The 26,969-nt window shown below is 54.7% G+C and carries 20 protein-coding genes and 2 tRNA genes; 13 read left to right on the top strand and 9 right to left on the bottom strand.

Annotation, left to right across the window (positions count from 1 at the left end; all coding sequences use genetic code 11):
* Nucleotides 1-149: 149 nt before the first annotated feature.
* Nucleotides 150-2,969, bottom strand: a complete 2,820-nt coding sequence (gene can, locus CGL_RS07720; protein ID WP_170844367.1) for an aconitate hydratase — start codon at nucleotides 2,967-2,969, stop codon at nucleotides 150-152.
* A 365-nt stretch (nucleotides 2,970-3,334) separates the two neighbouring features.
* On the opposite strand from can, the gene CGL_RS07715 reads away from it, so the two are divergent.
* The 3 genes from CGL_RS07715 to CGL_RS07705 all read left to right on the top strand — a co-directional run bounded on the left by CGL_RS07715 (nucleotide 3,335) and on the right by CGL_RS07705 (nucleotide 7,422).
* Nucleotides 3,335-3,835, top strand: a complete 501-nt coding sequence (locus CGL_RS07715) for a DUF6676 family protein (protein ID WP_011014436.1) — start codon at nucleotides 3,335-3,337, stop codon at nucleotides 3,833-3,835.
* A gap of 508 nt (nucleotides 3,836-4,343) precedes the next feature.
* Nucleotides 4,344-6,236, top strand: coding sequence for a DIP1281 family NlpC/P60 protein (locus CGL_RS07710; protein ID WP_020948581.1), 1,893 nt, complete (start codon nucleotides 4,344-4,346; stop codon nucleotides 6,234-6,236).
* 73 nt (nucleotides 6,237-6,309) lie between these two features.
* A complete protein-coding gene (locus tag CGL_RS07705; RefSeq protein WP_011014434.1) occupies nucleotides 6,310-7,422 on the top strand; it encodes a ferrochelatase in 1,113 nt (370 codons plus the stop codon).
* On the opposite strand, the gene CGL_RS07700 is transcribed toward CGL_RS07705, so the two are convergent.
* Nucleotides 7,419-8,204, bottom strand: a complete 786-nt coding sequence (locus CGL_RS07700) for a hypothetical protein (protein ID WP_011014433.1) — start codon at nucleotides 8,202-8,204, stop codon at nucleotides 7,419-7,421. The two genes, CGL_RS07705 and CGL_RS07700, sit on opposite strands and share 4 nt — an antisense overlap.
* Before the next feature lie 46 nt (nucleotides 8,205-8,250).
* Between CGL_RS07700 and CGL_RS07695 the strand changes: the two genes are divergently transcribed.
* From CGL_RS07695 to CGL_RS07685, 3 genes are all read left to right on the top strand, one after another.
* Nucleotides 8,251-9,096, top strand: a complete 846-nt coding sequence (locus CGL_RS07695; RefSeq protein WP_011014432.1) for a DUF3097 domain-containing protein — start codon at nucleotides 8,251-8,253, stop codon at nucleotides 9,094-9,096.
* 66 nt (nucleotides 9,097-9,162) lie between these two features.
* The gene (locus tag CGL_RS07690; RefSeq protein WP_003862316.1) at nucleotides 9,163-9,591 is read left to right on the top strand and encodes an NfeD family protein; all 429 of its coding nucleotides are present in this window, start codon (nucleotides 9,163-9,165) and stop codon (nucleotides 9,589-9,591) included.
* Between the two features lie 52 nt (nucleotides 9,592-9,643).
* Complete coding sequence (locus CGL_RS07685; RefSeq protein WP_011014431.1) at nucleotides 9,644-10,942, top strand: SPFH domain-containing protein; 1,299 nt, start codon at nucleotides 9,644-9,646, stop codon at nucleotides 10,940-10,942.
* A gap of 320 nt (nucleotides 10,943-11,262) precedes the next feature.
* Here the strand turns inward: CGL_RS07685 and CGL_RS07680 are convergent, their stop codons facing one another.
* Together CGL_RS07680 and CGL_RS07675 are read right to left on the bottom strand one after the other, a co-directional pair.
* Entirely contained in the window at nucleotides 11,263-11,862 is a 600-nt protein-coding gene (locus CGL_RS07680; RefSeq protein WP_011014430.1) for a hypothetical protein, read from the bottom strand.
* A 94-nt stretch (nucleotides 11,863-11,956) separates the two neighbouring features.
* Nucleotides 11,957-12,721, bottom strand: coding sequence for a TVP38/TMEM64 family protein (locus CGL_RS07675; RefSeq protein ID WP_172820730.1), 765 nt, complete (start codon nucleotides 12,719-12,721; stop codon nucleotides 11,957-11,959).
* A gap of 240 nt (nucleotides 12,722-12,961) precedes the next feature.
* Here CGL_RS07675 and CGL_RS07670 point away from each other — a divergent pair, with 240 nt between their 5' ends.
* Genes CGL_RS07670 through meaB form a run of 3 tightly spaced genes read left to right on the top strand, consistent with a single transcriptional unit; the run spans nucleotide 12,962 to nucleotide 18,113 of the window.
* A complete protein-coding gene (locus CGL_RS07670; RefSeq protein WP_011014428.1) occupies nucleotides 12,962-14,812 on the top strand; it encodes a methylmalonyl-CoA mutase family protein in 1,851 nt (616 codons plus the stop codon).
* A 3-nt stretch (nucleotides 14,813-14,815) separates the two neighbouring features.
* Nucleotides 14,816-17,029 (top strand): methylmalonyl-CoA mutase, encoded by a 2,214-nt coding sequence (gene scpA, locus CGL_RS07665; protein ID WP_011014427.1) that lies wholly within the window; start codon nucleotides 14,816-14,818, stop codon nucleotides 17,027-17,029.
* The gene (gene meaB / locus CGL_RS07660; protein WP_011014426.1) at nucleotides 17,022-18,113 is read left to right on the top strand and encodes a methylmalonyl Co-A mutase-associated GTPase MeaB; all 1,092 of its coding nucleotides are present in this window, start codon (nucleotides 17,022-17,024) and stop codon (nucleotides 18,111-18,113) included. The genes scpA and meaB overlap by 8 nt, the downstream gene beginning before the upstream one ends.
* Nucleotides 18,114-18,412: 299 nt before the next feature.
* Here meaB and CGL_RS07655 read toward each other — a convergent pair whose 3' ends face one another.
* The 3 genes from CGL_RS07655 to CGL_RS07645 all read right to left on the bottom strand — a co-directional run bounded on the left by CGL_RS07655 (nucleotide 18,413) and on the right by CGL_RS07645 (nucleotide 19,838).
* Nucleotides 18,413-19,024, bottom strand: a complete 612-nt coding sequence (locus CGL_RS07655; protein ID WP_003862331.1) for a GNAT family N-acetyltransferase — start codon at nucleotides 19,022-19,024, stop codon at nucleotides 18,413-18,415.
* 556 nt (nucleotides 19,025-19,580) lie between these two features.
* Nucleotides 19,581-19,666: transfer RNA gene (locus CGL_RS07650), tRNA-Leu, on the bottom strand.
* Nucleotides 19,667-19,752: 86 nt separating this feature from the next.
* Nucleotides 19,753-19,838, bottom strand: a tRNA-Leu gene (locus CGL_RS07645).
* Nucleotides 19,839-19,991: 153 nt separating this feature from the next.
* Between CGL_RS07645 and CGL_RS07640 the strand changes: the two genes are divergently transcribed.
* From CGL_RS07640 to CGL_RS07625, 4 genes are read left to right on the top strand one after another with little or no spacing between them, the layout of a single operon-like run.
* Nucleotides 19,992-21,602: an ABC transporter transmembrane domain-containing protein gene (locus CGL_RS07640; protein WP_020948580.1), complete on the top strand. Its 1,611-nt coding sequence runs from the start codon at nucleotides 19,992-19,994 to the stop codon at nucleotides 21,600-21,602.
* The gene (locus CGL_RS07635) at nucleotides 21,603-23,402 is read left to right on the top strand and encodes an ABC transporter ATP-binding protein (protein ID WP_011014424.1); all 1,800 of its coding nucleotides are present in this window, start codon (nucleotides 21,603-21,605) and stop codon (nucleotides 23,400-23,402) included. It abuts the gene before it with no gap.
* A 46-nt stretch (nucleotides 23,403-23,448) separates the two neighbouring features.
* The gene (locus CGL_RS07630; RefSeq protein ID WP_003856119.1) at nucleotides 23,449-23,982 is read left to right on the top strand and encodes a YbhB/YbcL family Raf kinase inhibitor-like protein; all 534 of its coding nucleotides are present in this window, start codon (nucleotides 23,449-23,451) and stop codon (nucleotides 23,980-23,982) included.
* A 16-nt stretch (nucleotides 23,983-23,998) separates the two neighbouring features.
* Nucleotides 23,999-24,433, top strand: a complete 435-nt coding sequence (locus CGL_RS07625) for a hypothetical protein (protein ID WP_003856120.1) — start codon at nucleotides 23,999-24,001, stop codon at nucleotides 24,431-24,433.
* A gap of 194 nt (nucleotides 24,434-24,627) precedes the next feature.
* Here the strand turns inward: CGL_RS07625 and CGL_RS07620 are convergent, their stop codons facing one another.
* Both CGL_RS07620 and CGL_RS07615 read right to left on the bottom strand, forming a co-directional pair.
* Nucleotides 24,628-25,788: an IS3 family transposase gene (locus tag CGL_RS07620; protein WP_011014423.1), complete on the bottom strand. Its 1,161-nt coding sequence runs from the start codon at nucleotides 25,786-25,788 to the stop codon at nucleotides 24,628-24,630.
* A gap of 2 nt (nucleotides 25,789-25,790) precedes the next feature.
* Nucleotides 25,791-26,600 carry a hypothetical protein gene (locus CGL_RS07615; RefSeq protein WP_011014422.1) on the bottom strand — a complete coding sequence of 270 codons (810 nt, stop codon included), beginning with the start codon at nucleotides 26,598-26,600 and terminating at the stop codon, nucleotides 25,791-25,793.
* Nucleotides 26,601-26,969 lie beyond the last annotated feature (369 nt).

Raw genomic sequence — 26,969 nt, 5'->3', positions numbered from 1 at the left:
GGAAGAGGATGGGTTTGAAAAATTTGGCGTATTAGAAAGGACCCCACCACATTGGCCATGAAAGGTTATTCATGGCCAATTAGTTGATGGGGCCCTTCGCTACCTACGTTTTTTGATGTGGAGGAAACTCCACATCAAAAGTCTTCTAATTACTTAGAAGAAGCAGCCATCTGACGCAGCACGTACTGCAGGATGCCGCCGTGGCGGTAGTAGTCAGCCTCACCTGGGGTGTCGATGCGGACAACTGCGTCGAACTCGACGACGTCGCCGTTCTCCTTGGTTGCGGTGACCTTGACAGTCTTAGGAGTCTCGCCCTCGTTGAGTGCGGTCAGTCCGGTGATGTCGAAGGTCTCGGTGCCGTCAAGGCCCAGGGACTCGTGGGATTCGCCTGCAGGGAACTGCAGTGGGACAACGCCCATACCGATGAGGTTGGAGCGGTGAATACGCTCGAAGGACTCGGTGATAACTGCGCGAATTCCGAGCAGGTTAGTGCCCTTAGCTGCCCAGTCACGGGAAGAACCGGTGCCGTACTCCTTGCCGCCCAAGACGACCAGCGGAATGCCAGCAGCCTTGTAGTTGACGGAAGCGTCGTAGATGAACGCCTGTGGAGCACCCTCCTGGGTGAAGTCGCGGGTGTAGCCACCTGCGATGTCAACCAGCTGGTTCTGGAGGCGGATGTTGGCGAAGGTGCCGCGCATCATGACCTCGTGGTTACCACGCCTGGAACCCAGGGAGTTGTAGTCGTGGCGTTCCACACCGTGCTCATCCAAGTACTGAGCTGCAGGGGTACCTGGCTTAATGGAGGAAGCAGGGGAGATGTGGTCGGTGGTGACAGAGTCGCCGAGCTTAGCCAGAACGCGTGCGCCCTGGATGTCGGTGACTGCCACTGGCTCGACAGGCATGCCGTCGAAGTAAGGTGCCTTGCGGATGTAGGTGGAGTTCTCGTCCCACTCGAAGGTGTCACCGGTAGGAACATCGAGTTCCTGCCACTGCTTGTCACCCTTGAAGACATCTGCGTAGTCAGCTTCGTAAAGCTCACGGGAGATTGCCTGCTGGATGGTGTCTTCGATTTCCTCGGTGGAAGGCCAGATGTCCTTCAGGAAGACGTCGTTGCCGTCCTGGTCCTGTCCAAGAGCTTCGTTCTCGAAGTCGAAGTCCATGGTGCCAGCGATTGCGTAAGCAATGACCATGATTGGGGATGCCAGGTAGTTCATCTTAACGTCAGGGGAGATACGTCCCTCGAAGTTACGGTTACCGGACAAAACTGCGGTTGCGGTCAGGTCGTGCTCGTTGATCGCAGCGGAGATTTCCTCTGGCAGTGGGCCGGAGTTACCAATACAGGTGGTGCAGCCGAAGCCGGAGAGGTAGAAGCCCATGGCCTCAAGGTCCTTCCAGAGGTCTGCGCGCTGGTAGTAGCCGTCGACAACCTGGGAACCTGGTGCACAGATGGTCTTAACCCAAGGCTTGGACTTGAGGCCCTTTTCTGCTGCCTTACGTGCGATCAGGCCAGCGCCGATCATCACGGATGGGTTAGAGGTGTTGGTGCAAGAGGTGATGGATGCAATTGCAACCATGCCGTGGTCGATGGTGTACTCGCCACCCTGTGGGGATGCAACGGTGACTGGCTTGGAAGGACGTCCTTCTGCGCCAGTAGCCAAGGACTCGCCGGAGCCAGCCCAGGAAGCGTTGTAGTTGTCAGCTTCGACGCCGCCTTCAGGCTGTCCGCCACCTTCGTTAACCATGCGGGTTGCAGGGATGGAGGTGTCTACGGAAACAGCGTCGTCGGTGTAGGTTGGCAGATCCTTACGGAACTGCTCCTTTGCCTCGGAGAGAAGGATGCGGTCCTGTGGGCGCTTAGGGCCAGCGATGGAAGGAACAACGGTGGACAGGTCCAGCTCGAGGTACTCGGAGTACTCAGCTTCAACGGTGTCCTCGTCGAGCCACATGCCCTGCGCCTTGGCGTAAGCCTCGACCAGTGCAACCTGCTCTTCTGGGCGGCCGGTGAGGCGCAGGTACTTGGTGGTCTCCTCGTCGATTGGGAACATCGCACAGGTGGAGCCGAACTCTGGGGACATGTTGCCGATGGTTGCACGGTTAGCCAGTGGAACAGCCTTAACACCGGAGCCGTAGAACTCAACGAACTTCTGGACGACGCCGTGGTCGCGCAGCATTTCGGTGATGGTCAGCACAACGTCAGTTGCGGTAACGCCTACTGGGATCTCGCCGGTCAACTTGAAGCCAACAACGCGAGGGATCAGCATGGACACTGGCTGGCCGAGCATTGCTGCTTCAGCCTCAATGCCACCAACGCCCCAGCCCAGGATGCCCAGGCCGTTTTCCATGGTGGTGTGGGAGTCGGTACCGATGCAGGTATCTGGGTATGCAAGGCCCTCGTTGTCGAAGACGACGCGAGCCAAGTACTCAATGTTGACCTGGTGGACGATACCGGTTCCTGGAGGAACAACGCGGAAGTTGGAGAAGGACTCGGAACCCCAACGCAGGAACTGGTAACGCTCCTCGTTGCGCTCGTACTCGATCTCAACGTTCTTAGCCAGTGCATCTGGGCGGCCGAAAGCCTCCACGATGACGGAGTGGTCAATGACCATCTCGGCTGGGTTCAGTGGGTTGACGTCGTTAGGGTCGCCACCGAGTGCAGCAACTGCCTCACGCATGGTTGCGAGGTCAACTACACAAGGGACACCGGTGAAGTCCTGCATGAGAACACGGGCTGGGGTGAACTGGATTTCGATGCTTGGATCGGAAGATGCATCCCAGTTGGCGATAGCCTCAATGTGCTCGTTGGTGATGTTTGCGCCGTCTTCGGTACGAAGAAGGTTCTCTCCGAGAACCTTGAGGGAGTACGGCAGCTTCTCCATGCCAGGCACTGCAGAGAGGGCGAAGTAGTCATAGGACTTGTCGCCAACTTCAAGGGTGCTCTTAGCATTGAAGGAGTTCTTGCTTTCAGTCACAGTGAGCTCCAATTCTAACTTTTTTAGGGTGAGATTTCGCGACGGCGTCTGCTTCGGCTGAGCCGGCGTGAGAAAAACATCGGATTCTCATTCCACAGAACTGTGGAAAAGGACCCTACGTCTTCATTATCCTAACAGTACAAGCGTTCTGGCGGGAAAGTTGGGGTTCTTGGCGCGTCAATAACGTCATGGAATTTTGGCCTGCTAGCGTGTCTAATGTCCCTAGGCAGCGGTTTTGTCGGATTTGCTCGAAATGGGTACGTGCGTGATGTGACTTTCTATCACCCCCTTACTCACCCCCATTGCTTATTGAGTAAAGTCGGTTCCCGCTCTTTCGTGAGCCCGACACTAATGAAGGTTTTTAGATGATTCCAGAAAATATTGATCTCAAGCAGCTCGCTTCGGAGCTTGGTGATGATGCCGTGGCAATGGGGGAGCACACAGGCAACCAGTTTCCGACTTTGGAAAAAGACCTTATTAATGTTGTGACAGATGCAAAGGAATCAGATTTTGGATCTTTAGGGGTCGTGATTCTTGATGAAACTCCAGTGATGACTTCCAACCTGAGGGATATTGCGCAGGAGCTGTTGATTCAAACGGATCTGGACACCGTTGTGGTGCGGGCTCCAATGTCGGCTGCGGTGGTGAGTGATGTTCATTCGAGGGCGGCGCTTGAGTCAGGGCAGCATGATTTGCTTGGGACCACTGATTACGTGCTGGGAACGGAGCTTTTGGTACAGGATGTAACGGAATCGACGGTGGGGAATATTGATTGGGGTCAATTGCTGATTTGGGGGTTGGTTGCTTTGGCAATCGCCGTGGTTGTTGCGGGTGCGTCTGTGCGTCGAAAAGCAATATCTTTATAAGTAAAGTTCTAAAGCTTTACTTATAGCACTTTCGGTAGGTGTCGAGAAAATTCCCAAATTGCGGAAAATTCACATACTTTGTGCCACAAAGTGATAAACATCACAAAATTTCATGACTCAGCCATTCATGCAGGCCAGAACATGCAAAACCTTGCACGCTCTGGCCTTTTGTTATGTAACTGTTGTGAAAGATGTATCAAAAGTTACCAAGGTGACTTAATGTTCAGATATCGACTCATGGGTTGTTTTCCAAAACTTGAATCAATTTGAGTAACAGTAGTTATCAAGCGTTAAACCTTGAAACTTCCACTCTTTTTACTGATGGGCATTTGGGCAAACGGGGAAGCTTGCTGGAGATGCAATAAATCGGTGAATGGTTGGTGCAATGAAGAGGAGAGTGGCCCATAGTTTCCGCTACGGAACGCGGAGTCTTTACGTTTCAATTCTTGGCAAGTATCTAGCGTCAAGGCTTGATATGTGAAGGGATTCGGATTGAACAGGAGAACATGTGGCCAATCTAGATTCAGTTCGCCCTGGGGTGCGGGCAGCTCTTCGACGTACCCATACCCAGGTAAAAGGTGTCACGTTGACCAGGGCGTTGATTGCGCTTGCAGTAAGCGGAGCTTTGCTTAGTTCCATGACTCCGGCGGTGGCGCAGCCACAGAATCCGGATGACGCAGCCATTGCACAGGCAGAGGAAAATGTTTCGGCGGGCGATGGGGAAGTCGCCCGCCTGGCAGGATCTTTGTCCAGCACTGACGCGGAAATTAACCGCGTCGAGCTGGAAATGGGTGCTCTGCGTGAAGAAGTGAACAAGTCCCTCGTGGATTTGCATGATGCGCAGGCAATCGCCGAGCAGGCCCGCCAAGATGCACTTGCAGCCAAGAAGGATCTCGATGATTCTCAAGCGCAGATCGAAGCAGCCCAAGAGCGCCTTGATGAGATTTCACGTGCAGCGTATCGCCAAAACGGAACCTCCAAGGGGCTTTCAGGCATCTCGGGCAATGGAAATTCTGAAGATGCGCTAGATCGTCAGACTTACCTGCGAACCAGTGCGGAAAAGCAGCAGGCAGCTGTTGAAGAGCTTGATCGCCTCCGTACGGAAAACGCCAACAAGGAATCGGTGTTGCGCCAGGCCCGCATCGTTGCTGAGCAGCGTGAGGCGGAAGCCGTCGAAAAGCAAGTCCAGACCGAGGCTGCAATTGCCGCAAACAGCGAGCAGCTCAATGTCTTGACTAACAATCGCAGTACCTTGGTTGCCCAGCGTGATGGGGCTGAGCGCAACTTGGCCATCGCTCGTGCGCAGGCGGATAATCTGCAAGGTCAGCGTGCTGAGTACGAGGAATTCCAGCAGGCAGAGCAGGCTCGCATCCAGGCGGAAGCGGAAGCTCAGGCTGCTGCGGAGGAGAAGCGTCGTGCCGATGAGGCTGCTGCACAGGCAGCCGCTGAAGCTCAAGAAGCTGCCCAGCAAGCTCAGGCGGCGGAGGAAGCCCAAGCCGCGCAAGCAGCTGAGACAGCACAAGCCCAAGCCGCGCAAGCTGCGGAAACCCAAGCTGCACAAGCCGCGCAAGCTCAGGCAGAAGCGAATGATCGTGCCGCCGCGCAACAGCGTGCTGCAGAGGCTCAAGCAGCAGCGGAACAGGCGCAACGTGAGGCTGACGCTCAGGCGGCCAACGATGCCCAAGCTCAGGCACTGCGTGAACAGGCGCTCACCGCAGCCTCCATCGCTGCGGCTGCTCTAATTGCGGCGAGCCAGTCCAGCCATGCCACTACTCAAAATCCTTACCCAACTGATGAAGACGCGGATCCGACCGATATTGCGGACATCCAAGGCCCAACGCAGCCAGGTACGGGTGAGTCTGGAGATTCCCAGAGCAACTCCAGCGACAACGATTCCACAGGCAACGATTCCACAGGCTCTGACTCTTCAGATTCAGATTCCTCCGGCAACGATTCTTCAGAGGTTATTTCCGGCGATCGTTCCGCTCAGATTGAGACTGTGATTGCGCGCGCCATGAGCCAGTTGGGTGTGCAGTACGCATGGGGTGGCGGTAACGCTAATGGCCCAACTCTGGGTATCCGTGACGGTGGCGTGGCGGACTCTTACGGCGATTACAACAAGGTTGGCTTCGACTGCTCTGGACTGACCTTGTATGCGTTTGCGGGTGTGGGAATTTCACTTCCTCACTACACGGGCTACCAGTACCAGCACGGCACCAAGGTGTCGCCTTCTGAGATGCAACGTGGCGATCTGATCTTCTATGGTCCGGGAGCGTCTCAGCACGTGGCAATTTACCTCGGTGATGGTCAGATGATTGAGGCTCCGAATTCGGGTTCTGTCGTGAAGATTTCTCCTGTTCGCTGGAGCGGAATGACCGAGAGCGTGGTACGCCTCATTTAGTTTCCTCCTATGAATCTTGATGTGGTTCATGCGTTTTTATGCAATATCAACCAAAAGTTGGTACGATCCTCATATGAATGAACGCACATCGGATGCATTTGACGCCCTCCTTGTGCTCTCCTTCGGTGGTCCCGAAGGGCACGAGGAGGTTCGTCCGTTTTTGGAGAATGTCACTCACGGAAGGGGGATTCCGCCGGAACGTCTAGATGAAGTGGCGGTTCATTACCACCACTTCGGTGGTATCAGCCCCATCAATGCGCTGAACAGGGAAATTATCGCCAATGTGGAAAAAGAATTGGCGTCTCGCGATCACAAGCTGCCTGTTTATTTTGGTAACCGCAACTGGAAGCCGTTTGATAATGAGGCCGCTGAACAAATGGCTGATGACGGCGTGAAAAACGCGCTGGTGTTGGCAACTTCCGCTTGGGGTGGCTACTCCGGTTGTCGGCAGTACCAGGAAGATATTCAGGGCATGATCAAGCACCTGGAGTCTCAGGGGCAGTCGATCACGTTCACCAAGCTGCGTCAGTTCTACGATCACCCTCGTTTTGTCTCCACCATGGCTCAATTGGTTCAGGATTCCTACGCGAAGCTTCCCGATGAGCTGCGAGATGAGGCGCGTCTGGTCTTCACCGCGCACTCCATTCCACTGACTGCGGACAATGCTGCGGGAACCCCTGAGGATGGCTCCTTGTATTCCACACAGGTCAAGGAAGCGTCAGCACTGATTGCTGAGGCTGTTGGTGTGTCAGATTTTGATGTGGTGTGGCAGTCCCGCTCGGGTAGCCCGCACACTCCGTGGCTGGAGCCTGACATCGTGGATCACGCAGTGGAGCTCAACGAGAAGGGTCAAAAAGCGCTCGTTGTCTGCCCTGTAGGCTTTATTTCTGATCATATGGAAGTCATTTGGGATCTTGATTCCGAGCTGATGGAAGAAGCCGAGAAGCGCAACATGGTGGTCGAGCGTGTCGCTACCGTTGGCCCCACCGATGAATTCGCAGCCCTTGTGGTTGATCTCATCGAGGAGGCAGAGCTCAAGCGCGTTATCGAGCGCCTTGGAAAGCTGCCAGCACGCGGAAGTTCCGTCAACGGCGCACCGTGTGGCGACGGCTGCTGTGGTACCGCCAAGCATAAAACCGCGCGGGTGAACCCCAACGCTCGCTCAGCGGCGCCAGCTGCCAACTAGGAGTGATAGTCCCTCGCAAACTCTGCGAGGGCATAACTCACCCCAGCCATGCGCGCGGTCCGAATATGGCTCCACAGGAAAATCAACTGTGGATCCAGGCTGTGATCGCCGATGGTTTCCTGCACGGTCTCTGCGATGGCAGCCACGCGATCTGCGCGCGCAAAAAGCTTCGCCGACCTCTCTGGGACTGCATAGGGAAGCCCCGGGGTGTCGTAAAAATCTGACAGCATGCCCACGGTTAGTCGCGGATTCTTCAAAGATTTCGGCGCAAGTGAAGCGTAGCCACTTAACTCAATGATATTTGCCGCCTGATCTGTCGCCTGACGGAGCAGCTGATCCGCCTCACCGGGCGAGACAGTCGCAATCGCCGGCAAAAAGCCCTCCACCTCCACCAAATTCCACTCAGTGGCATCCTTACCGCGCGTAGGAATAAGCGCCCAAGAATGCTGCTTATCGACGCCGCCCAGCACCAACGCCCCCTCCTTCGAGGCGGAGGCCAAGACCGCAGCGCGTGAACCTGCCGGCAACGCCGGCACTTGGCCTGGGCCGCTGAGTGCGAGAGTTAAAATCGGACCGTGGAAGGGGGCGTCGATAAGCGTGCTTGTTAATTCTTTTAAAGTTCGCAGCATATCGAGCAGCCCGCCGTCGCCGAAGGTGTGCGGGCCGCCGAGATCGACGAACGCATCGATGACATCTTCGGTGGGCACTAATTCATAGAGCCACGCACCTAGCCAGACGGCAGTATTTTGAAGCGGTGAATAAACGTTTGCTCGAATTTCCATAGTGTTAGGGAAGTGTAGTGCAGTGCTTTGACTAGGGTGGTGAGCTATGAGTTTTTCAGACCCCTATGCAGGCAATATTTTTGGTGGACACTCCCGCAACAAGCAGCCGGAGTATCCCGATGTGCCCGCAAAACCAGGCCTTGTGGTGGAAGTTCGTGGAGATGGCTTCGTCGGCGCTGTGACCGGTTTTGAACGCACCTACGATGGTGATTTTGTGCGTCTCGAGGACCGCCGCGGACGCGATGCGCTGTACAAGCTGCGCAAGGGTGCGTTCATGATTGATGGGCAGATCGTTAACCTCACCCGTTTCGTGGAAAAACAAGCACCACGTAAATCTAATTCTGGTTCCAGGCGTGTAGAAAACGCGCAAGCAAAGGTCGCGGCGCCGTCACGCATCTGGGTAGAAGGCATCCATGACGCCGCCATCGTGGAGAAAGTGTGGGGACACGACCTTCGCGTTGAGGGCGTCGTGGTGGAGTACCTGGAAGGTCTAGACAACCTGGAGGAACGTCTCGCGGAATTTCAGCCTGGGCCTGGACGACGCATCGGAGTGCTCGCTGATCACCTTGTTGAGGGATCTAAAGAAACTCGGATGACTAAATCACTACCCGCGGATGTCGCTGTCACCGGCCACCCCTACATCGATATTTGGGCTGCTGTGAAACCAGAGCGTTTGGGGCTTAAGGCGTGGCCTGAGGTGCCATACGGGGAGGATTGGAAAACCGGCATCTGCAAACGAGTTGGCTGGTCAGACCCCAAAGAAGGCTGGCACCGTGTGTATAACGCCGTGAATTCCTTCCGCGATTTGGACTACACCCTAATTGGGGCAGTGGAACGTTTGGTGGATTTTGTGACCAACCTCGATTTGAGTAAAGAGGACGTCCTCGCCTGATTTTTCGGGTGTGTTTTTGCGTGGCGAGCCCTGCCTGGCCCTTCCAAATTATGTAGGGTGGCCTGCGTGGGAGCAATAATTTGGTTTATCGGAGCATTGGTTCTTGCTGGCTTGGAATTGGCAGTAGGTGAGTTCACCTTATTGATGCTCGGCGGTGCAGCTTTGGCAACCGCCGGCGTGGCACTCATCGGTGTCCCAGTATGGGCTGAATTTGTCACCTTCGCGGTGGCCTCAGCTGCTCTACTGATGTTCATTAGGCCGGCCATTAGAAAGCGTCTGCTGAAACCAAAGGTTCTGGACTCTTCACCACGAGCACTTGTTGGCCACCGTGCTGAAGTGCTCGAAGATGTCGGAGCGACCAGCGGGCAGGTCCGCCTGGATGGTTCAATTTGGTCCGCCCGCAGCATGGATCCCACACACACCTTCGCGGAAGGTGAAATTGTCAGTGTCATTGATATCCAAGGCACGACCGCGATTGTATGGAAAGAAGCCTAAATTTTTAACAATCAAATAGTACTGGCCATTCCCAACTAAAACTGGAGTAACGATGACAGGACTAATCCTCGCCATAGTTTTCCTGGTCTTTGTCGCCGTCGTGGTGATCAAGTCCATAGCCCTGATTCCCCAGGGTGAAGCCGCCGTCATTGAACGCCTTGGTAGCTACACCCGCACCGTTTCAGGTGGCCTGACCCTGCTGGTTCCATTCGTGGACCGAGTACGCGCAAGGATCGACACCCGTGAGCGCGTGGTCTCATTCCCACCGCAGGCTGTTATTACCCAAGACAACCTGACCGTGGCCATCGATATCGTGGTGACCTTCCAAATCAACGAACCAGAGCGCGCCATCTACGGCGTGGACAACTACATCGTCGGTGTGGAGCAGATTTCTGTAGCAACACTTCGAGACGTTGTCGGTGGCATGACCCTGGAAGAAACCCTCACTTCACGTGACGTGATCAACCGCCGCCTCCGTGGCGAGCTCGATGCAGCAACCACCAAATGGGGCCTGCGCATCAGCCGTGTGGAACTAAAGGCAATTGATCCGCCACCATCCATCCAGCAATCGATGGAAAAGCAGATGAAGGCAGACCGTGAAAAGCGCGCCACCATTTTGACCGCAGAAGGTCAGCGCGAAGCCGACATCAAAACTGCCGAAGGTGAAAAGCAAGCCAAGATCCTCCAAGCTGAGGGTGAAAAGCACGCATCCATCCTGAACGCAGAAGCAGAACGCCAAGCGATGATCCTGCGCGCCGAAGGTGAACGCGCAGCACGCTACCTCCAGGCGCAGGGTGAAGCCCGAGCAATCCAAAAGGTCAACGCAGCAATCAAGTCTGCCAAGTTGACCCCAGAGGTTCTTGCTTATCAATACCTCGAAAAGCTTCCTAAGATCGCAGAGGGCAACGCCTCCAAGATGTGGGTCATCCCAAGCCAGTTCTCCGATTCTCTGGAAGGTTTTGCGAAGCAGTTCGGCGCAAAGGATGCAGAAGGTGTCTTCCGCTACGAACCAAACACCGTGGATGAAGAAACCCGCGACATCGCAAACGCCGACAACGTGGAAGACTGGTTCTCCACCGAATCAGACCCTGAAATCGCAGCAGCAGTCGCCGCAGCAAACGCCGTGGCCAACAAGCCAGTCGATCCAGAACCCGGTGAGATCCTTTCCAAGAAGACCGCACGACGCGTTGAACCTGAAGCAGTATTGGAGGCTTTGCAAAACGGAACCACTACACAACCTGAGGTTGAGGCAGCACCTCCTACCGCAAACTTCGCCCAAGAATTCCCTGCACCACAGGCAAACCCTGAAGATTACTCCGACCAACACCGAGAGAATCCTTACGGAAACTAATCAGGCATAAGAAAAGGCGGGAAACACTAGATGTTTCCCGCCTTATTTGTGTCTAAACAACCATGTTGATGAAGAACAGGCCTAAAATCCCGCTCGTTCGAGTCGATCTGGCTGGTGTAGTTTCTAAAAACCGTCCTATATGACCGAAGACTGGCCAGTCGATCGATTTTCGGTCACCTGGTGAGGTCTGCCACATGGCGTGAGAAAAACCGCCACAGAGCTTGGGAATTTCAACCTCTCAGATTCGCTTCTCAACGCCTGAAATGAGTCGACCCATACTCTCATGCTCATCTCACAAACTCAGGCTCTTAAATCGCCTGCTAGCGCTTGCCAGCCTGCTCGATGAGGTTTACGGCCAATTGCCAACCAGCAGATTCCGCCTGCCAACCTGCCGCCTGCAATCGCTGCGACATTGCCTGCTTGGAAATACCGAGCTCTTGGGCTGCCTCATTTTGATTCAGTCCAGAACGGACGAGTGCGGTGGCTTCGCGTCCTTCGATGGTGCGCTTTGACAGAACTTGCCCAATCAACGTGAATGCAGCGGAGATGTTGAAGGCTTGAGTATTGTCCCGTTTGGTTCCGGCGATCCTAACTTTGACCGTTCCCGCCTTGGCGGTGGGGCGCAGAGCATCAGAGGAAATTTTCTTTACCTGTTCGATGATGGCCTCATCCGATTCATCGACTGTTCCGTCAACGGTGGGGATAACACCAATTCCGATTGCCCAATCGCCAGCTGCGAGTAGCGCCATGACAACATCACATGTGGTTAACGGTGAGGTGATGTGTGCTCGGATGTCTTCGACACCAATGACTTCAAACTGGCCAGCACCTTCGAGGGTGGACAAAGCTTCTGCAAATCTTTTAACCAATTCGGCTCGTCGTGTGTCTCGGCCGCGGTATCTGGCATGCAGTGCCCACATGGGTGGCTGCCCCCTTTGTTTATTGTAGTGGATTCGCTGTCAGGGCGAATGAGTGAAGAAGTAAAGAATCTTCTCCAACCCTACCTTATATTGTCTACTTTCCAGGCTTGACTGGCATCTTTTGATCTAAAAAGATACCTAAAACACCCAAAATCGCTAAAAATACCGTGAATGCAACGGCAGTCCAGTTTCCAGAACCTGTGACTGCATCTCCCAAAACGACGGTGACGATGGTTCCTGGTGCAGATCCGATCAAGGTAGCGATGGCAAAAGAAAAAACAGGAACGCTAGTCAAGGCTGCAACATAGTTGAGGATGGAAAAGGGGATAGCGGCGATCATTCTTAAAGAGGTAATCGCCAGCCATCCACGTTGCTCAAGTCGGGTATTGATGCGTGAGACTGCGGGGTGCGTTAAACGTGGCGCCATCCAATCGCCAAGCAGACCCCGAACAATGAGGAGCGAGATTACCGCTGACACTGTGGTGGAACCCAGCGCCACGACTGATCCAAGAACCGGCCCGAACAGCACGCCGGAGGCCAGTGTGAGAACTGTGCGGGGGATAGGGAACTGAGTAATGAGGATATAAAAGGCGCAAAAAACTAAGACAAAAGCGTCGCCGGCGTTGTTTGCCCAGTCACGATAAACCGAAATCGGGGGGACATCGACAAGAAAAGTTACGGAAATAATTGCGACGATGACAACCGATACAGCGATTTTCTTCCACGCACTCCACTGGGCAACACTGCGCAGAGCGTCATGGAAAAGTGAGCTAAAGAAGTGAAAGACCGTGGAAATTGGTGTGTTTAGGCGTCCTGACATGTCCGCAGGATTCTCCTGGGTCTCACCTTTGTCATGCATAGAAAACACCATACAGTTGCACCCCCGTGATCAAAATATTCCGCCATTTTGAATGTATTGAAACAAAGTTCTCGTTATCGTAGTAGAAGCTAGTGCCGATCCCTGCTCAGCTGTTCGCAGAAGGGTATTAAGTTCGGCAATTTTCGTAGGTAAACACAGGTGAAGGCTTTACAAGCTTGTGAACTCCCTACACAAAAGCAATCCAATAGCTATCCATAAGCAAGAGAAAGTAAGTCTACGTTGACTGATCTCACAAAGACTGCGGTGCCCGAGGAACTTTCAGAGAACCTCGAAACTTGGTACAAGGCTGTGGCCGGTGTTTTCGCGCGCACACAGAAAAAAGACATCGGCGACATTGCCGTAGATGTGTGGAAGAAACTCATCGTCACTACACCGGATGGTGTTGATATCAATCCGCTGTACACCAGAGCAGATGAGTCCCAGAGGAAATTCACTGAGGTTCCTGGTGAGTTTCCCTTCACTAGGGGAACCACTGTTGATGGTGAACGCGTTGGTTGGGGTGTTACTGAGACTTTCGGACATGACAGCCCGAAGAATATCAACGCTGCGGTGCTGAATGCTCTGAATTCTGGCACCACCACATTGGGTTTTGAGTTCTCTGAGGAATTCACGGCAGCTGATCTTAAAGTTGCTCTCGAAGGCGTGTATCTCAACATGGCTCCGTTGCTGATTCATGCGGGTGGATCCACGTCAGAGGTTGCAGCGGCGTTGTATACGTTGGCGGAGGAAGCCGGAACGTTTTTTGCTGCGTTGACCTTGGGTTCTCGTCCTTTGACGGCGCAGGTTGATGGTTCGCACAGTGACACCATTGAAGAAGCAGTTCAGTTGGCAGTGAATGCTTCCAAGCGTGCGAATGTGCGCGCTATCTTGGTGGATGGTTCCAGTTTTTCCAACCAGGGCGCGTCGGATGCTCAAGAAATTGGTCTAAGTATCGCCGCCGGTGTGGATTATGTCCGTCGCTTGGTCGATGCAGGCCTTTCCACGGAAGCTGCACTTAAGCAGGTGGCGTTCCGTTTTGCGGTCACCGATGAGCAGTTCGCGCAGATTTCTAAGCTGCGTGTGGCTCGACGTCTGTGGGCCAGGGTGTGTGAGGTGCTTGGTTTTCCAGAGCTGGCCGTAGCACCACAGCATGCGGTGACTGCACGAGCGATGTTTAGCCAGCGTGATCCGTGGGTGAATATGCTGCGCAGTACTGTTGCAGCTTTCGCTGCAGGCGTCGGTGGAGCAACCGATGTGGAGGTTCGTACTTTTGATGATGCGATCCCAGATGGAGTTCCTGGAGTGTCGAGGAATTTCGCTCACCGCATCGCGCGCAATACTAATTTGTTGTTGCTAGAAGAGTCACATCTTGGTCACGTGGTTGATCCTGCTGGTGGATCATATTTCGTGGAGAGCTTCACCGATGATCTAGCGGAGAAGGCGTGGGCTGTGTTCAGTGGCATCGAAGCTGAGGGCGGATACAGTGCAGCTTGTGCATCCGGCACGGTGACTGCCATGCTTGATCAGACGTGGGAGCAGACTCGCGCTGATGTGGCGTCGAGAAAGAAGAAGCTCACTGGAATTAATGAGTTCCCGAACTTGGCGGAGTCTCCGCTGCCAGCTGATCGTCGGGTAGAACCTGCAGGTGTGCGTCGATGGGCAGCGGATTTTGAAGCGCTGCGCAATCGTTCGGATGCTTTCTTGGAAAAGAACGGCGCGAGGCCACAGATCACGATGATTCCTCTGGGACCGTTGTCCAAGCACAATATTCGCACTGGTTTTACTTCCAACCTGTTGGCTTCCGGTGGCATTGAAGCAATCAACCCGGGTCAACTTGTTCCCGGCACTGACGCTTTTGCAGAAGCTGCACAGGCCGCAGGCATTGTAGTGGTGTGTGGAACGGACCAAGAGTATGCCGAAACGGGGGAGGGAGCCGTCGAAAAGCTCCGCGAAGCGGGCGTTGAGCGCATCCTGCTTGCTGGCGCGCCGAAGAGCTTTGAGGGCAGCGCGCATGCGCCCGATGGTTATTTGAACATGACAATTGATGCCGCGGCGACGCTGGCTGACCTGCTAGATGCTTTGGGAGCTTAAATCATGACGTCGATCCCTAATTTTTCAGACATCCCATTGACTGCTGAGACACGTGCATCGGAGTCACACAACGTTGACGCCGGCAAGGTGTGGAACACTCCCGAAGGCATTGATGTCAAGCGCGTATTCACGCAGGCTGACCGCGACGAGGCGCAAGCGGCGGGACATCCGGTGGATTCTTTGCCAGGTCAAAAGCCATTTATGCGCGGGCCGTACCCAACTATGTACACCAATCAGCCGTGGACGATTCGCCAGTACGCAGGCTTTTCAACCGCCGCGGAATCCAATGCGTTTTATCGGAGGAACCTTGCTGCGGGTCAAAAAGGTTTGTCGGTTGCGTTCGATCTAGCGACCCACCGCGGTTATGACTCGGATAATGAGCGCGTGGTCGGCGATGTGGGTATGGCCGGCGTGGCGATTGATTCGATTTTGGATATGCGTCAGCTGTTTGATGGCATTGATTTGTCCAGCGTGTCGGTGTCGATGACCATGAATGGCGCTGTGCTGCCGATTCTTGCGTTCTATATCGTGGCGGCTGAGGAACAAGGTGTGGGTCCGGAGCAGCTTGCGGGCACGATCCAGAATGACATCTTGAAAGAATTTATGGTGCGCAACACCTATATTTATCCGCCGAAGCCGTCGATGCGCATCATTTCCAACATCTTTGAGTACACCTCCTTGAAGATGCCACGTTTTAACTCCATTTCGATTTCTGGCTATCACATCCAGGAAGCGGGAGCGACTGCCGATTTGGAGCTGGCCTACACTCTGGCGGATGGTATTGAATACATCCGTGCAGGTAAAGAGGTAGGCCTTGACGTGGATAAGTTCGCGCCTCGTCTGTCCTTCTTCTGGGGTATTTCTATGTACACCTTCATGGAGATCGCAAAGCTGCGTGCGGGACGACTGCTGTGGAGCGAGTTGGTGGCAAAATTCGATCCGAAAAACGCCAAGTCCCAGTCGCTGCGCACGCACTCGCAGACCTCTGGTTGGTCGTTGACCGCGCAGGATGTGTACAACAACGTCGCCCGCACCGCGATTGAGGCGATGGCTGCAACCCAGGGCCACACCCAGTCGCTGCACACCAATGCACTTGATGAGGCGTTGGCGCTGCCCACCGATTTCTCTGCTCGTATCGCCCGAAACACCCAGCTGTTGCTGCAGCAGGAATCTGGCACGGTGCGTCCAGTTGATCCATGGGCGGGCTCCTATTACGTGGAGTGGTTGACCAATGAGCTGGCTAACCGCGCGCGCAAGCACATCGATGAGGTGGAGGAAGCCGGCGGAATGGCGCAGGCCACCGCGCAGGGAATTCCTAAGCTGCGCATTGAGGAATCAGCGGCACGCACCCAGGCTCGCATTGATTCCGGCCGCCAGGCGCTGATCGGCGTGAATCGCTACGTGGCGGAAGAAGATGAGGAAATTGAAGTCCTCAAGGTTGACAACACCAAGGTTCGCGCAGAACAGTTGGCTAAACTCGCGCAACTGAAAGCAGAGCGCAACGATGCGGAAGTCAAGGCTGCGCTGGATGCGTTGACAGCTGCTGCCCGCAACGAGCATAAAGAGCCAGGGGATTTGGATCAGAACCTGCTCAAACTTGCCGTCGATGCTGCGCGCGCAAAAGCTACCATTGGAGAGATCTCCGATGCTTTGGAAGTTGTCTTTGGCCGCCACGAAGCAGAAATCAGGACGCTGTCTGGCGTGTACAAGGATGAGGTTGGAAAGGAAGGCACAGTGAGCAACGTCGAACGCGCGATCGCCCTGGCTGACGCCTTTGAGGCTGAGGAAGGCCGCCGCCCACGTATCTTTATTGCCAAGATGGGCCAGGATGGACATGACCGTGGACAGAAGGTTGTCGCGTCTGCCTATGCTGACCTGGGCATGGACGTGGATGTTGGACCGCTGTTTCAAACTCCAGCCGAAGCTGCCCGCGCCGCCGTGGACGCCGATGTTCACGTGGTGGGTATGTCTTCGCTGGCAGCAGGCCACCTCACCTTGCTGCCCGAGCTGAAGAAAGAACTTGCAGCTCTTGGCCGCGATGACATTCTGGTCACCGTGGGCGGCGTCATTCCGCCGGGCGATTTCCAGGATCTCTACGATATGGGTGCCGCCGCGATTTACCCTCCAGGAACCGTCATCGCGGAGTCGGCGATCGATCTGATCACCCGACTCGCCGCACACCTGGGCTTTGACCTGGATGTGGATGTGAATGAGTGATCACGGTTTCCTAGAAGACAACCTAGGTACCCTCACCACCACCGGAGGCACTGATTTAGGGCGCAGCACCGCAGTGGCTCCGGAGGCGCTCAAGCGCGCCAGGCAGCGCATCGACGTCCAATTGCTTTACGACGCCGTCCTCCAACACGACCGCACCCTCATGGCGCGTGCCATAACCCTGTTGGAATCCACTGCGCCAGCCCATCGCGCCTTGGCCCAAGAACTCCTGGTCAAGCTGCTGCCGCATTCTGGAAACGCCCTGCGCATCGGCATCACAGGAGTCCCCGGTGTTGGTAAATCAACCTTCATCGAAGCCTTCGGCCTGCACCTGATTGAACAGGGACACAAGGTGGCAGTAGTAGCGATCGACCCGTCCTCGACCAAAACTCGCGGCTCGATCCTTGGCGATAAAACCCGCATGTCCAAGCTTTCCAACGCAGAAAACGCCTTCATCAGGCCGTCACCTTCTGCCGGAACACTTGGCGGTGTGGCCAAAGCAACGCGTGAAGCCATGGTGGTTTTCGAAGCTGCAGGTTACGACATCATCATCGTCGAAACCGTCGGCGTCGGCCAAAGCGAAGTCGCCGTATCGCACATGGTGGATATCTTCACCTTCCTGGCGCTGTCCGGCGCTGGCGACCAACTCCAAGGCATCAAAAAAGGTGTCTTAGAAATGGCAGAGTTGGTGGCCATCAACAAAGCCGACGGCCCCAACGAAAAACCAGCAAAACGAGCAGCCCGCGACCTCGCTTCTGCACTCCGCATGGTTCGCAGCCCCGATGAACTCTGGCATCCACCAACAATCACCATGTCAGCTGTCGAAGGCACTGGTGTGGACACCTTTTGGCATCATGTCCAAAACCACCACAAAACCATGGTGGAGGCGGGGGAGTTCGACAGGCGACGACGCGACCAACAAGTGGGATGGACTTGGTCGATGGTCCATGAAACTATCCGCATGCGTCTCGAAAACGATCCCGGTGTTCAAGTAGTGAGCCAAGACATGGAACGAGCCCTCCGCAAAGGTTCCACCACCCCGACGTTGGCTGCCCAAAACATCCTGGAGGCGTTCGACAAAGCCTAATAAGGCACCATTTGGATGGTGGGCGAACAAATATGCGAAAATCTACCACAGAATGCTGAAAACTTGCAGTCTGTGGTAGATTTTTGCGCTTCCGGGTCGCTATTATGCAAAAATCCATTCGATTTTGGATTCTGGGGTTTGCTTGTGGTGAGCTCTTGATCAGTGAATTGGCAGGAATCACATCTGACCCATGAGTCCCAAAATTGAGACCGTCCAGAATCGCTTCTGCGACCTTGAAAAGGCCTCACCCACACCGTGGCCTACTCTGAGATCCTCGACCCCTTAAATCGCCTTCAGGGTTAAACAGTTGGCATCGCTGGCGGTTTCCACATCGCCAGTTCAGGAGTGCCATCATCATCTGAGGGGATATAACCCAAGGGCACAAATCCCAGACGGTTATATAGTTGAGCCGCACGAGTCGACGTCGCCTCCAAATAGATAGCTTCATCACCCGCGCGAGCGATTCCGTGATTAAGAAGCGCACTGCCAACACCCGTTCCACGGGCAGAACTAGATGTTGCCACGGTGTAGAGGTACCAATGGGGGAATTTGGGGTGGAAACGAGCCGAACTCAAATCCGTCCACGCCACCTGCGCAGCCTTGATCCCGAAAATGGAGACGAGCCGGGGGAGCATCGCTGCTTGATCTTTGGCACTGTGATTACCATCTGGCCGATCCCATAACGCGACGCCGACGATTTCTCCCTCAGAATCACGCGCGACATCAATATTTCCCGCCACTGCATACTGCTTCTCAATCTGCAGTTCGAAAAGTGCTCGAAGCTTTGCTGAACCGGGGTCCGGCTGCGGGATCCATCGTAAAAATGCTGGATCGTTGGCGAATGCTTCAACCAGAACATCGACGATCTTAGGGAAGTCAGCTTGTGTAGCAGGCAAAACGGTGGGACTCATGGATACCAGAATAGCGAAATGAAAAGGATGGAGAGCTCAAACGATGTCAGAGGCAACCCCATACCAATGTCCTTTCATTACAGCTCAGGGAATTGAGTTCTTCGGGACTGAACCAGCCTATTTTGGTGTCGAATCATCAGGTGATCGTGATGCTTTTTTCTTTCCTGGCGAACAGCTGTATTCCTGGGAGTTAGCTCCTGGCAAGTATCGCGAACGTGGGTATTCGCGTTCTGAAGGTTGGAGGGAGTACGCGGGTCTCGGTCATCCGAGCAGCGTTGGAACTCGGGAATATCGAAATTCAGGACGCAGTTGGGATTCATTGCCGTGTCAGATCAGGTTAGATTTTTGGCGTGAGACACAATCGCGTCCGCGCAAAGACATATTGGAACAATGGTAGGCGTCAAAAAAGAAATAAGATAACTGGATTTCCCAAAACAAAGCAGTCAAAACAGCTGTAGTGGTCGCAGTATACAATGCATTTTTGAGCAGCCGTAGGAGAAACAGAAAATCACCCTGTACAAGAAGTAATCTTGTACAGGGTGATTTAACTAATTTGTGCCCGGGGGGGGACTTGAACCCCCACGTCCGTTAATAGGACACTAGCACCTCAAGCTAGCGCGTCTGCCATTCCGCCACCCGGGCTGGGTGTGTGAGTAAAACATAAGGCATAAGGTAAGACTCTGGACTTGAATAAAGTTCAGAGTCTTAAATACTGTCTCAACACAGTGTGCCCGGGGGGGGACTTGAACCCCCACGTCCGTTAATAGGACACTAGCACCTCAAGCTAGCGCGTCTGCCATTCCGCCACCCGGGCTGGGTGTTTAGGGCTTATTGCCCTTGGCACGAGATAAACAATAGCCCGAATCTTTCCTTGAACACAAATCTGCAGGTCATTAGCTAAAAAGACAAAGTTGTACTTACAGCTTTGTAAGTACTGTCCGTATAAAGCTGCGGTAGTGTTTTCGCCATGACAAATGAATTCCCCAGGATGCGCACATGGTCCTGGTTTGTTCCGGATTCTCCAGATGAGGGCACACCCTTGCTTCCCAAGTTGGAGAACTCCACGCCAGTTAAAAGTGCTTGGGCGTTACTGTGGGCGTTTCCTGCTGCTACGTGGCTGTTGGTATTCGGCATGTTGGTGTCCAGCATGTTTGGTGCTGTGGTGTCGCTGGTGGTTGGGCGTGGCTCGGAATGGGCGTTTGGCTCAGGTGAGTTGATGCCAGTACTGGTGGTATCGGTGGCGCTGGCTGTGCTGTTGTGGGTGATCTACATCCTGGAGGGCTCGGCTGATGCATTGACTGATTTAGCGAGTGCCAGGGTAGTGCACAACTTGCGCCTTGAGCTTTCGGGCAAGTTGGTTACTACGCCACGTAATTCGCTGACTCCTGGTGAGATGTTGAATACGGTCGATCAGGACTCGGTTCAAATTGGTGGGTTGAAGCAGGTGCTGAACTTTCCCATCATGATGGTGGGCTATTTGTTGGGTTCCACTATTTCTATTGCGCCGATTTCTCCGCTGATTGCGGTGTTACTCGTGGTGGGTGGAGTGTTTACCGCGTTGGCTTCCTATTTCACGGCAACTCCGTTGACTAAGATTTCCGCGAAACGCCGTGAGGCGGAATCGAAGTCGGTGTCTTTGGCTACCGATGTGGCGCAGGGATCCAGGGTGGTGAAAGGTTTGGGCGCTGTTTCTCAAACTGAGGAGCGCTTTGGCGCAGCGGCTGATGAAGCCTTGGCAATCATGTTGAAGGAAGTTCGTCTGCAGTCGTTGCTGACTTTTGTGCGCCAACTTGTCCCAGCGGTGTTTTCTGTGGGTCTTTTGGCTTATGCGTCACTGTTGGCTTTTGACGGTGACATAACTGGTGGTGAGATGATCTCGGTGACGTTGCTGGTGCCACCTTCGTTGACTGTGTTGGGTGTGTCGCTTGGCATGATGACAGAGATTTGGGCTAGGGGACAGGCTTCGACAAAAAGGGTCCAAAACTTAGTCACTGAACTGGATAAGGCGGCCGCTGAGCCACGACCTCAGCCTGCCACCTTTGAATTTGAAGAGGGGATCACGGTGTGGGATCCTTCGACACCTGAGGCACGCGATGTGATTGATCGGGAGTTGGAGGCGCTTCAGGTTCGTGAAGATGTCATTGTGGCTCCTCACCGCGTCAGCGTGTTTGAAGGTGTGCTGAAGGATAATTTGAATCCGATGGGCACTATCGCACCGGAGATGCTGCGCGCTGCTCTTCATGCTGCAAGTTGTGAGGACATCTTGAGCCGATTGGGTGCTGATCTGAACATGCCGGGGGAGTTTGAGCTTCCAGATACCTTGATCGGCGAGGCCGGATTGAATCTCTCCGGTGGCCAACGCCAGAGGATTGCTTTGGCACGATTCTTGGCTGTTGATCCTGAGGTGCTCATTTTGGATGAACCGACCACGGGGTTGGATGCGGTGACCCTGGATGAAGTGGCACATCGCGTCGAAAAGCTTCGTCGAGGCCGGAAAACCGTCGTCATTACGTCGAACCCGACGTGGCACGGCGTCGCAAAGCAGATGCAATCTGATTTTTCGGAAGGGGTGAAGTAGATGGCGCAGCATGAGCGCGTTGCGGATGCGCTGCAGCCGGCGTCGTTGGCGGAGTCGTGGCGTGAGCTGAAAACGATGCCTTCGGGGCCCAAGGCCTGGTGGTATGTGAGTTTCGTGGTTATTAGCGTGGTCACGGTCGTGGCGATGGTCGGCACGTCCAACTTGTTGGGCTATTCCGTTGATCTGATCAATGGGCAGTCGTTGCCGCTGATCGGTTCAGGATCGACCGCAATGATCTGGTTGCTTGGTTTGGTGGGCGCTGGAATTTTAGCAGAAACTGCCGGTCGCGCGCTGCTGCAATTGGTGATCAACACCTTGGCACGTCGCCTGTCGGTGGATCTGCGGAAAGCTGCGCTGTCTTCGGCGTTGCGTGCACCGGTTCCTGATGTCATGGAATTGGGCACGGGAAACGTGATTAGCCGCCTGACGCAAGACATCGATAACACTGTGCGCATCGTCGGCATGGTAGGTGTGCGTTTGGTGATCACCATTTTGATTCTGCCCAGCTCCTTGTTCGCGTTGATGACCATTCACTGGACCTTTGTGATCCTGTTCATCGCAGTGATTGTGGTGCTGATTCCCAGCGGTCGGAAAGCCGTGCGAGCTATTCCTTCGGCAACAAATATTGTGTCCAGTACGGAGGCGCGTCGAAACAATCTGCTCCTCGATACGATCCGTGGCATTGAAACACTGCGTGTGCTCAAGCTCGGTGCGTGGGGTGTGCAGCGGATGCGCCAAGCGTCGTGGACTGCGGTGCAAGCAACAGCTGATCGCGCGCCGATTTTCACTCGTCTGCTCGCCCTTGGTTCGATTGCTTATGGCCTGCTGCTAATTGGCGTGTTTGGGCTCAGTGCGTTTTGGGTTGCCCAGGATGCGATGAGCATTGGAGCGGCAACGGCAGCAGTTTTCGTGGTTGTGCGCATGGAAATTCACGTGTTCAACGTGCTGTTCTTCGCATCGGAAATTCAGAGTGCGTCTACTTCTCTTGGTCGCGCGGTGTCCCTTGCCCAGATGGCTCGTCGCACCGAACAGCTGTCTGAGTCTGCCGATTGCACAGAACCACCCTCCGTGACTGTGCAGGACGTGACGTTTAAATATCCCGGCGGCGTGGCCATTTTGGAGGATTTCAATCTGGTCTTGGAAGCAGGAACAACCACAGCGCTGGTCGGTACTTCTGGTGCGGGAAAATCCACGCTCGCGGGCGTCATTGCGGGGCTGCAGCGCCCTGATTCCGGCGCCGTTTTGGTCGGGGGCATCAACACCGCCACCGTCACCGACACGTGGACTACCCGCCAGGTTGCGCTGATCAGCCAGGAAGTCCACCTTTTCGCAGGCACTCTGGCAGAGGATCTTCGCATGGCCAATGCGCACGCCACCGACGCGCAGCTCCACGCAGCGCTCGAGTCGGTCGGGCTCGGGCAAATGACAACTGCTTTTCGACGTTTCTTTCCATCCGGATTAGACACCAAAATTGGCGCCGGCGCAGAAGAACTCACCCCTGAAATCCAACAGCAAATCTCTCTTGCCCGCATCGTGCTCCGCAATCCACCTGTGTTGATCATGGATGAAGCCACCAGTGAAGCCGGCAGCGATGATGCCCGCATGTTGGAAAAAGCCGCCACAGAAATCGCACGAAACCGCACCACCTTGGTTGTTGCGCACCGCCTTGACCAAGCAGTTGTCGCAGATCGCATCATCGTGATGGAACAAGGCACAATCACCGAAGACGGCACTCACCAGGAATTACTTGCTTTTGAGGGCCGCTACGCGCAGCTGTATCAACGATGGAGTGCTCAATAGTTCAAATCCACCACAAACTCTAGAGATTTGGGGTAGAAACGAAGACATGAGCACCTACCAAGACGATCGTTTCCCAGGCCCAGACCCCTACGCACCGCTTGGTGAAAAGCCAAGCTTTACCCTCACCTCCACCGACTTGGAAAACGGTGCAAAGCTGGCCGAAGCCCAACTCGGTGGCACCGATATTTCCCCACAGCTGTCCTGGTCAGATCTTCCAGAAGGCACCAAATCCCTCGCGATCACCTGCCTCGACCCAGATGCCCCAACCGGCGCTGGTTTCTGGCACTGGGCAGTGTTTAACATCCCCACAACTGTCACGGAGATCCCCACCGGTGCTGGCGATGAAACCCTCGGCGGCATCGAAGGCGTAGTTTCCCTCAAGGGTGATTCCGGCAAGCGTGGCTTCTACGGAGCGCAACCTCCAGCTGGCCACGCACCGCACCGTTACCTCTTCGCAGTTCATGCACTTGATGTGGAAAAACTCGACATCGCCCCCGACGCTACCCCCACTGTTCTAGGCTTCAACCTGTATTTCCACACTCTTGGCAGGTCAATTGTGTGGGGATGGTACGAGAACTAGTAGGGTATGTCACATTATGAGTTCAGCATCGGGAAGATCATTAAAAAAGCTCACCAGCCTCGAAGGCCGTGCCAGCTGGCGTAAAGTTCCGGCAGCAATCCGCATCGGTGGAGCTTTCGTAGCCTTAGGTCTGGTTTTGTTGGTGTTTGCAGCAATTGAGCTGTTTACCGCCGGCATGCTGAGCCCATTTGTGATCACTCCAGGATTCCTTCTGATCCTCGTTGCCTCGATCATTCTCGGCGCATTCGCTACCACCAGCAAGTACGAGCCAAGCTCAAAGACACAGATCATTTCTTTGAGCATCGCTGTAGCCCTGGTGATCGTAAGTCGTTTGCTTCCAACTATTCAGGTTTATGTCGTGGAGCAGTTCTGGCTCACCGCGTGGGGAGTGGCTGCCTTGCTGTGCGGTTTGGTTATCCGCCGTGCGCAGCTTCCTAAGTCAACAAAATAGGAAACAGGTACCTCAAAGGCCCCGCAGGTTTGATACTTGCGGGGCCTTTGGCGTTTCTAGGTGATCTGGTTCGGTCAGACGTGCAAAAGAGACCAAAGCGCTCGAAGATCCGAGGGCCCTTGGCCTAAAAATGCACTTTTCCGCTCGCTGCCAGGGGTTTGTGAACCAGGGGGGCGATAAGAACACATGCTAACTCAAGCACTTAACAGCGACGCTACACCACCAACCCTCTCCTGTACAGACCCATCATCACGCGCACCATTAAGACGCACCACACCAGCAACTTCCTGAACCACCGGCCGCCCCACATACCGCTGCGGGAACTGCCGGTAATGGGCATCCAACGCCTGCACACGCAACCTATGAGCCGCCCTCCAACTACCATCAAACACCGACTGCGGAGTATGCCCAGCCACACCAGAATGCGGATGAACCGTGTTGTAATACACCACAAACTCCTCCACCCACACCCGGGCCTGATCCATCGATGCAAACACCTTCGGATAAAACGGCCGATACTTCAACGTATGAAACACCGACTCCACAAACGCATTATCATCACTCACCCGCGGCCGAATCAACGACAACGCCACACCATGATCCGCTAACAACCGCCGCACCCTCGTCGATGTCATCGCCGACCCATTATCCGAATGCACCGTCACCACACCCGGATTATCCGCTAACACCTGCGTTAACAACTCCACCGCGGTGGAGGTATTTTCCGTCGGCGCGACCTTCGCCCCAACAATCTTGCGGGAAAACAAATCAATCGCCAGATGCAACGCATAGGTCTTACCACGTACCAGCGACGGCAAGAACGTCACATCCCAACACACCACCTGACCAGGCTGTGTTGCTTCCAACCTCGGCTTAACCCGTGGCGTTGGTGATCGTTTCCCCGGGGACAGGGCACTGACTCGGTCTTTGTGTAACAACTTGTGCTGCTTGGCAACACGCCACCATGTACGTAGTGATGCGCGGTAGATGCCTTTGTTAAACAACATGTTAAACACCCCACTAACGCTCAGTTGTGGGTACGCGGTGATCGCATCAACAATGAACTGGCGTTCGTGTTCTGCCAACGCTTGACGCACCGACGACACTGCTGGCTCCTTCCCCTGCCAAGGCTCTGGTGTGGGTTCCACACCAGGTGCTGTTGGTGCTGGCACGGCCTGCAGGACAGGTTTCGGTGCAGGACGGGGACGCGGCTTGTTGCGGTAATACGCCGTTGATTTCGACAGCTTGATCAGCCGTAATGCCTTGTTATGGCTCAGCCTGGCACAGGTGGTGAGATCTGTGATCAAGGTGTTTTCTTCCTTGAGTCCTTGATCAAAGGCGCGTTGCTCATCCACGTTTAGGTGGCGTCCTCCTCGTCTAAGCCCTCGCCAGGATTGGGCCTGGTCCCAATAGCTTTTCCCAAGATATCGATCACCATTTGATTCTGATGGTCTTTTTGCTTGTAGTGCGCGAGTTCTTTCTTCAGCGCTGCGATTTCTTTGAGGTACTCGTTTTCCATGATCGTGGCTCTTTCTAGTTGTTGGGCAATCATGTGGCGTAGTCGAACGATTTCGACCACGGTTCGGGTGGTCATCAACCCGATCTGGCGGGGTGAGATATCAGCGTCTAAGTCCCCGTCGGTCATAGCGGCGCACCAGGCCATGATGGTGTGCTTACGGAGTTGGTAAAACGTGAGGAATTGCTGGCCCTGACCGTGTGGTTGAGCTAAGTATCCTATGACCAGGTCACGTTTGTCATCAGCCGTTAGTGTGGTGACATCGTCGACTGGGGTGGTGCGTTCGATCCCGAAGCGGTGGGCATCATCAAAAGCATGGGGAAGTCGGCTGAAGGTGCTTATTGCTGCTAGCCAGGTTCGAACGGTGCAGTGGCCGATGTTGTTGGCTTTAAGGAAGGGCTGGCGGTAGCCGTGCGGCAGGGTGGTGTAGATCCGCATGAACTCGAGTCGTGTTTGTGGCTCGTAGTAGCGTCGCCCGTTGGCGGAGATTCGATCTGGTGGGAAGATCGGCCACTCGATGCTGTGTGGGTCCGGCGCCGGTGGTAGCTGGGGTGCTGTGGGGGCAGGGGCCGGGGGCTGTGGGATCTGGGGTAAGGCTTCGGGACTGATCAGATCCAGGTAGTCCTGAAGGACTGAGAAGGGGATGGACATGATGAACTCCTTGCTAAGGATGGTGGTTCACCACTGACCTGACACTGAGAGTTTCCAGAGAGCGAAACTGTCATTCGAGACCAAAAAATCGACCCGCCGGGGGACGCTTGGTCTCGATTGACATTCCGCTACCAAGCACCGAAAAATCGCCGCCAGGATCAAAAGAAAGTGGCCTTCCAGAATCGTCTCTGAGGGCCTCAAACCCACAACGCCATACAAACACCTAACCCAGAATCTCGACCCGTTAAAAAGCCTTTGATCGACTAGTAGCGTTGAGGTGGTTTCGTCGATGAATACTGTTGTTACTGCGTGAGCTGGTGATGAGCCAGAATCAGGTGACTGGAATGCCTGTGGTTCACGCTTAGGGGA

The organism is Corynebacterium glutamicum ATCC 13032 (genome assembly GCF_000011325.1).
Taxonomy (GTDB): domain Bacteria; phylum Actinomycetota; class Actinomycetes; order Mycobacteriales; family Mycobacteriaceae; genus Corynebacterium; species Corynebacterium glutamicum.
The sequence above is the reverse complement of the archived record's forward strand: the minus strand, read 5'-3'. Positions and strand labels throughout refer to the sequence as shown.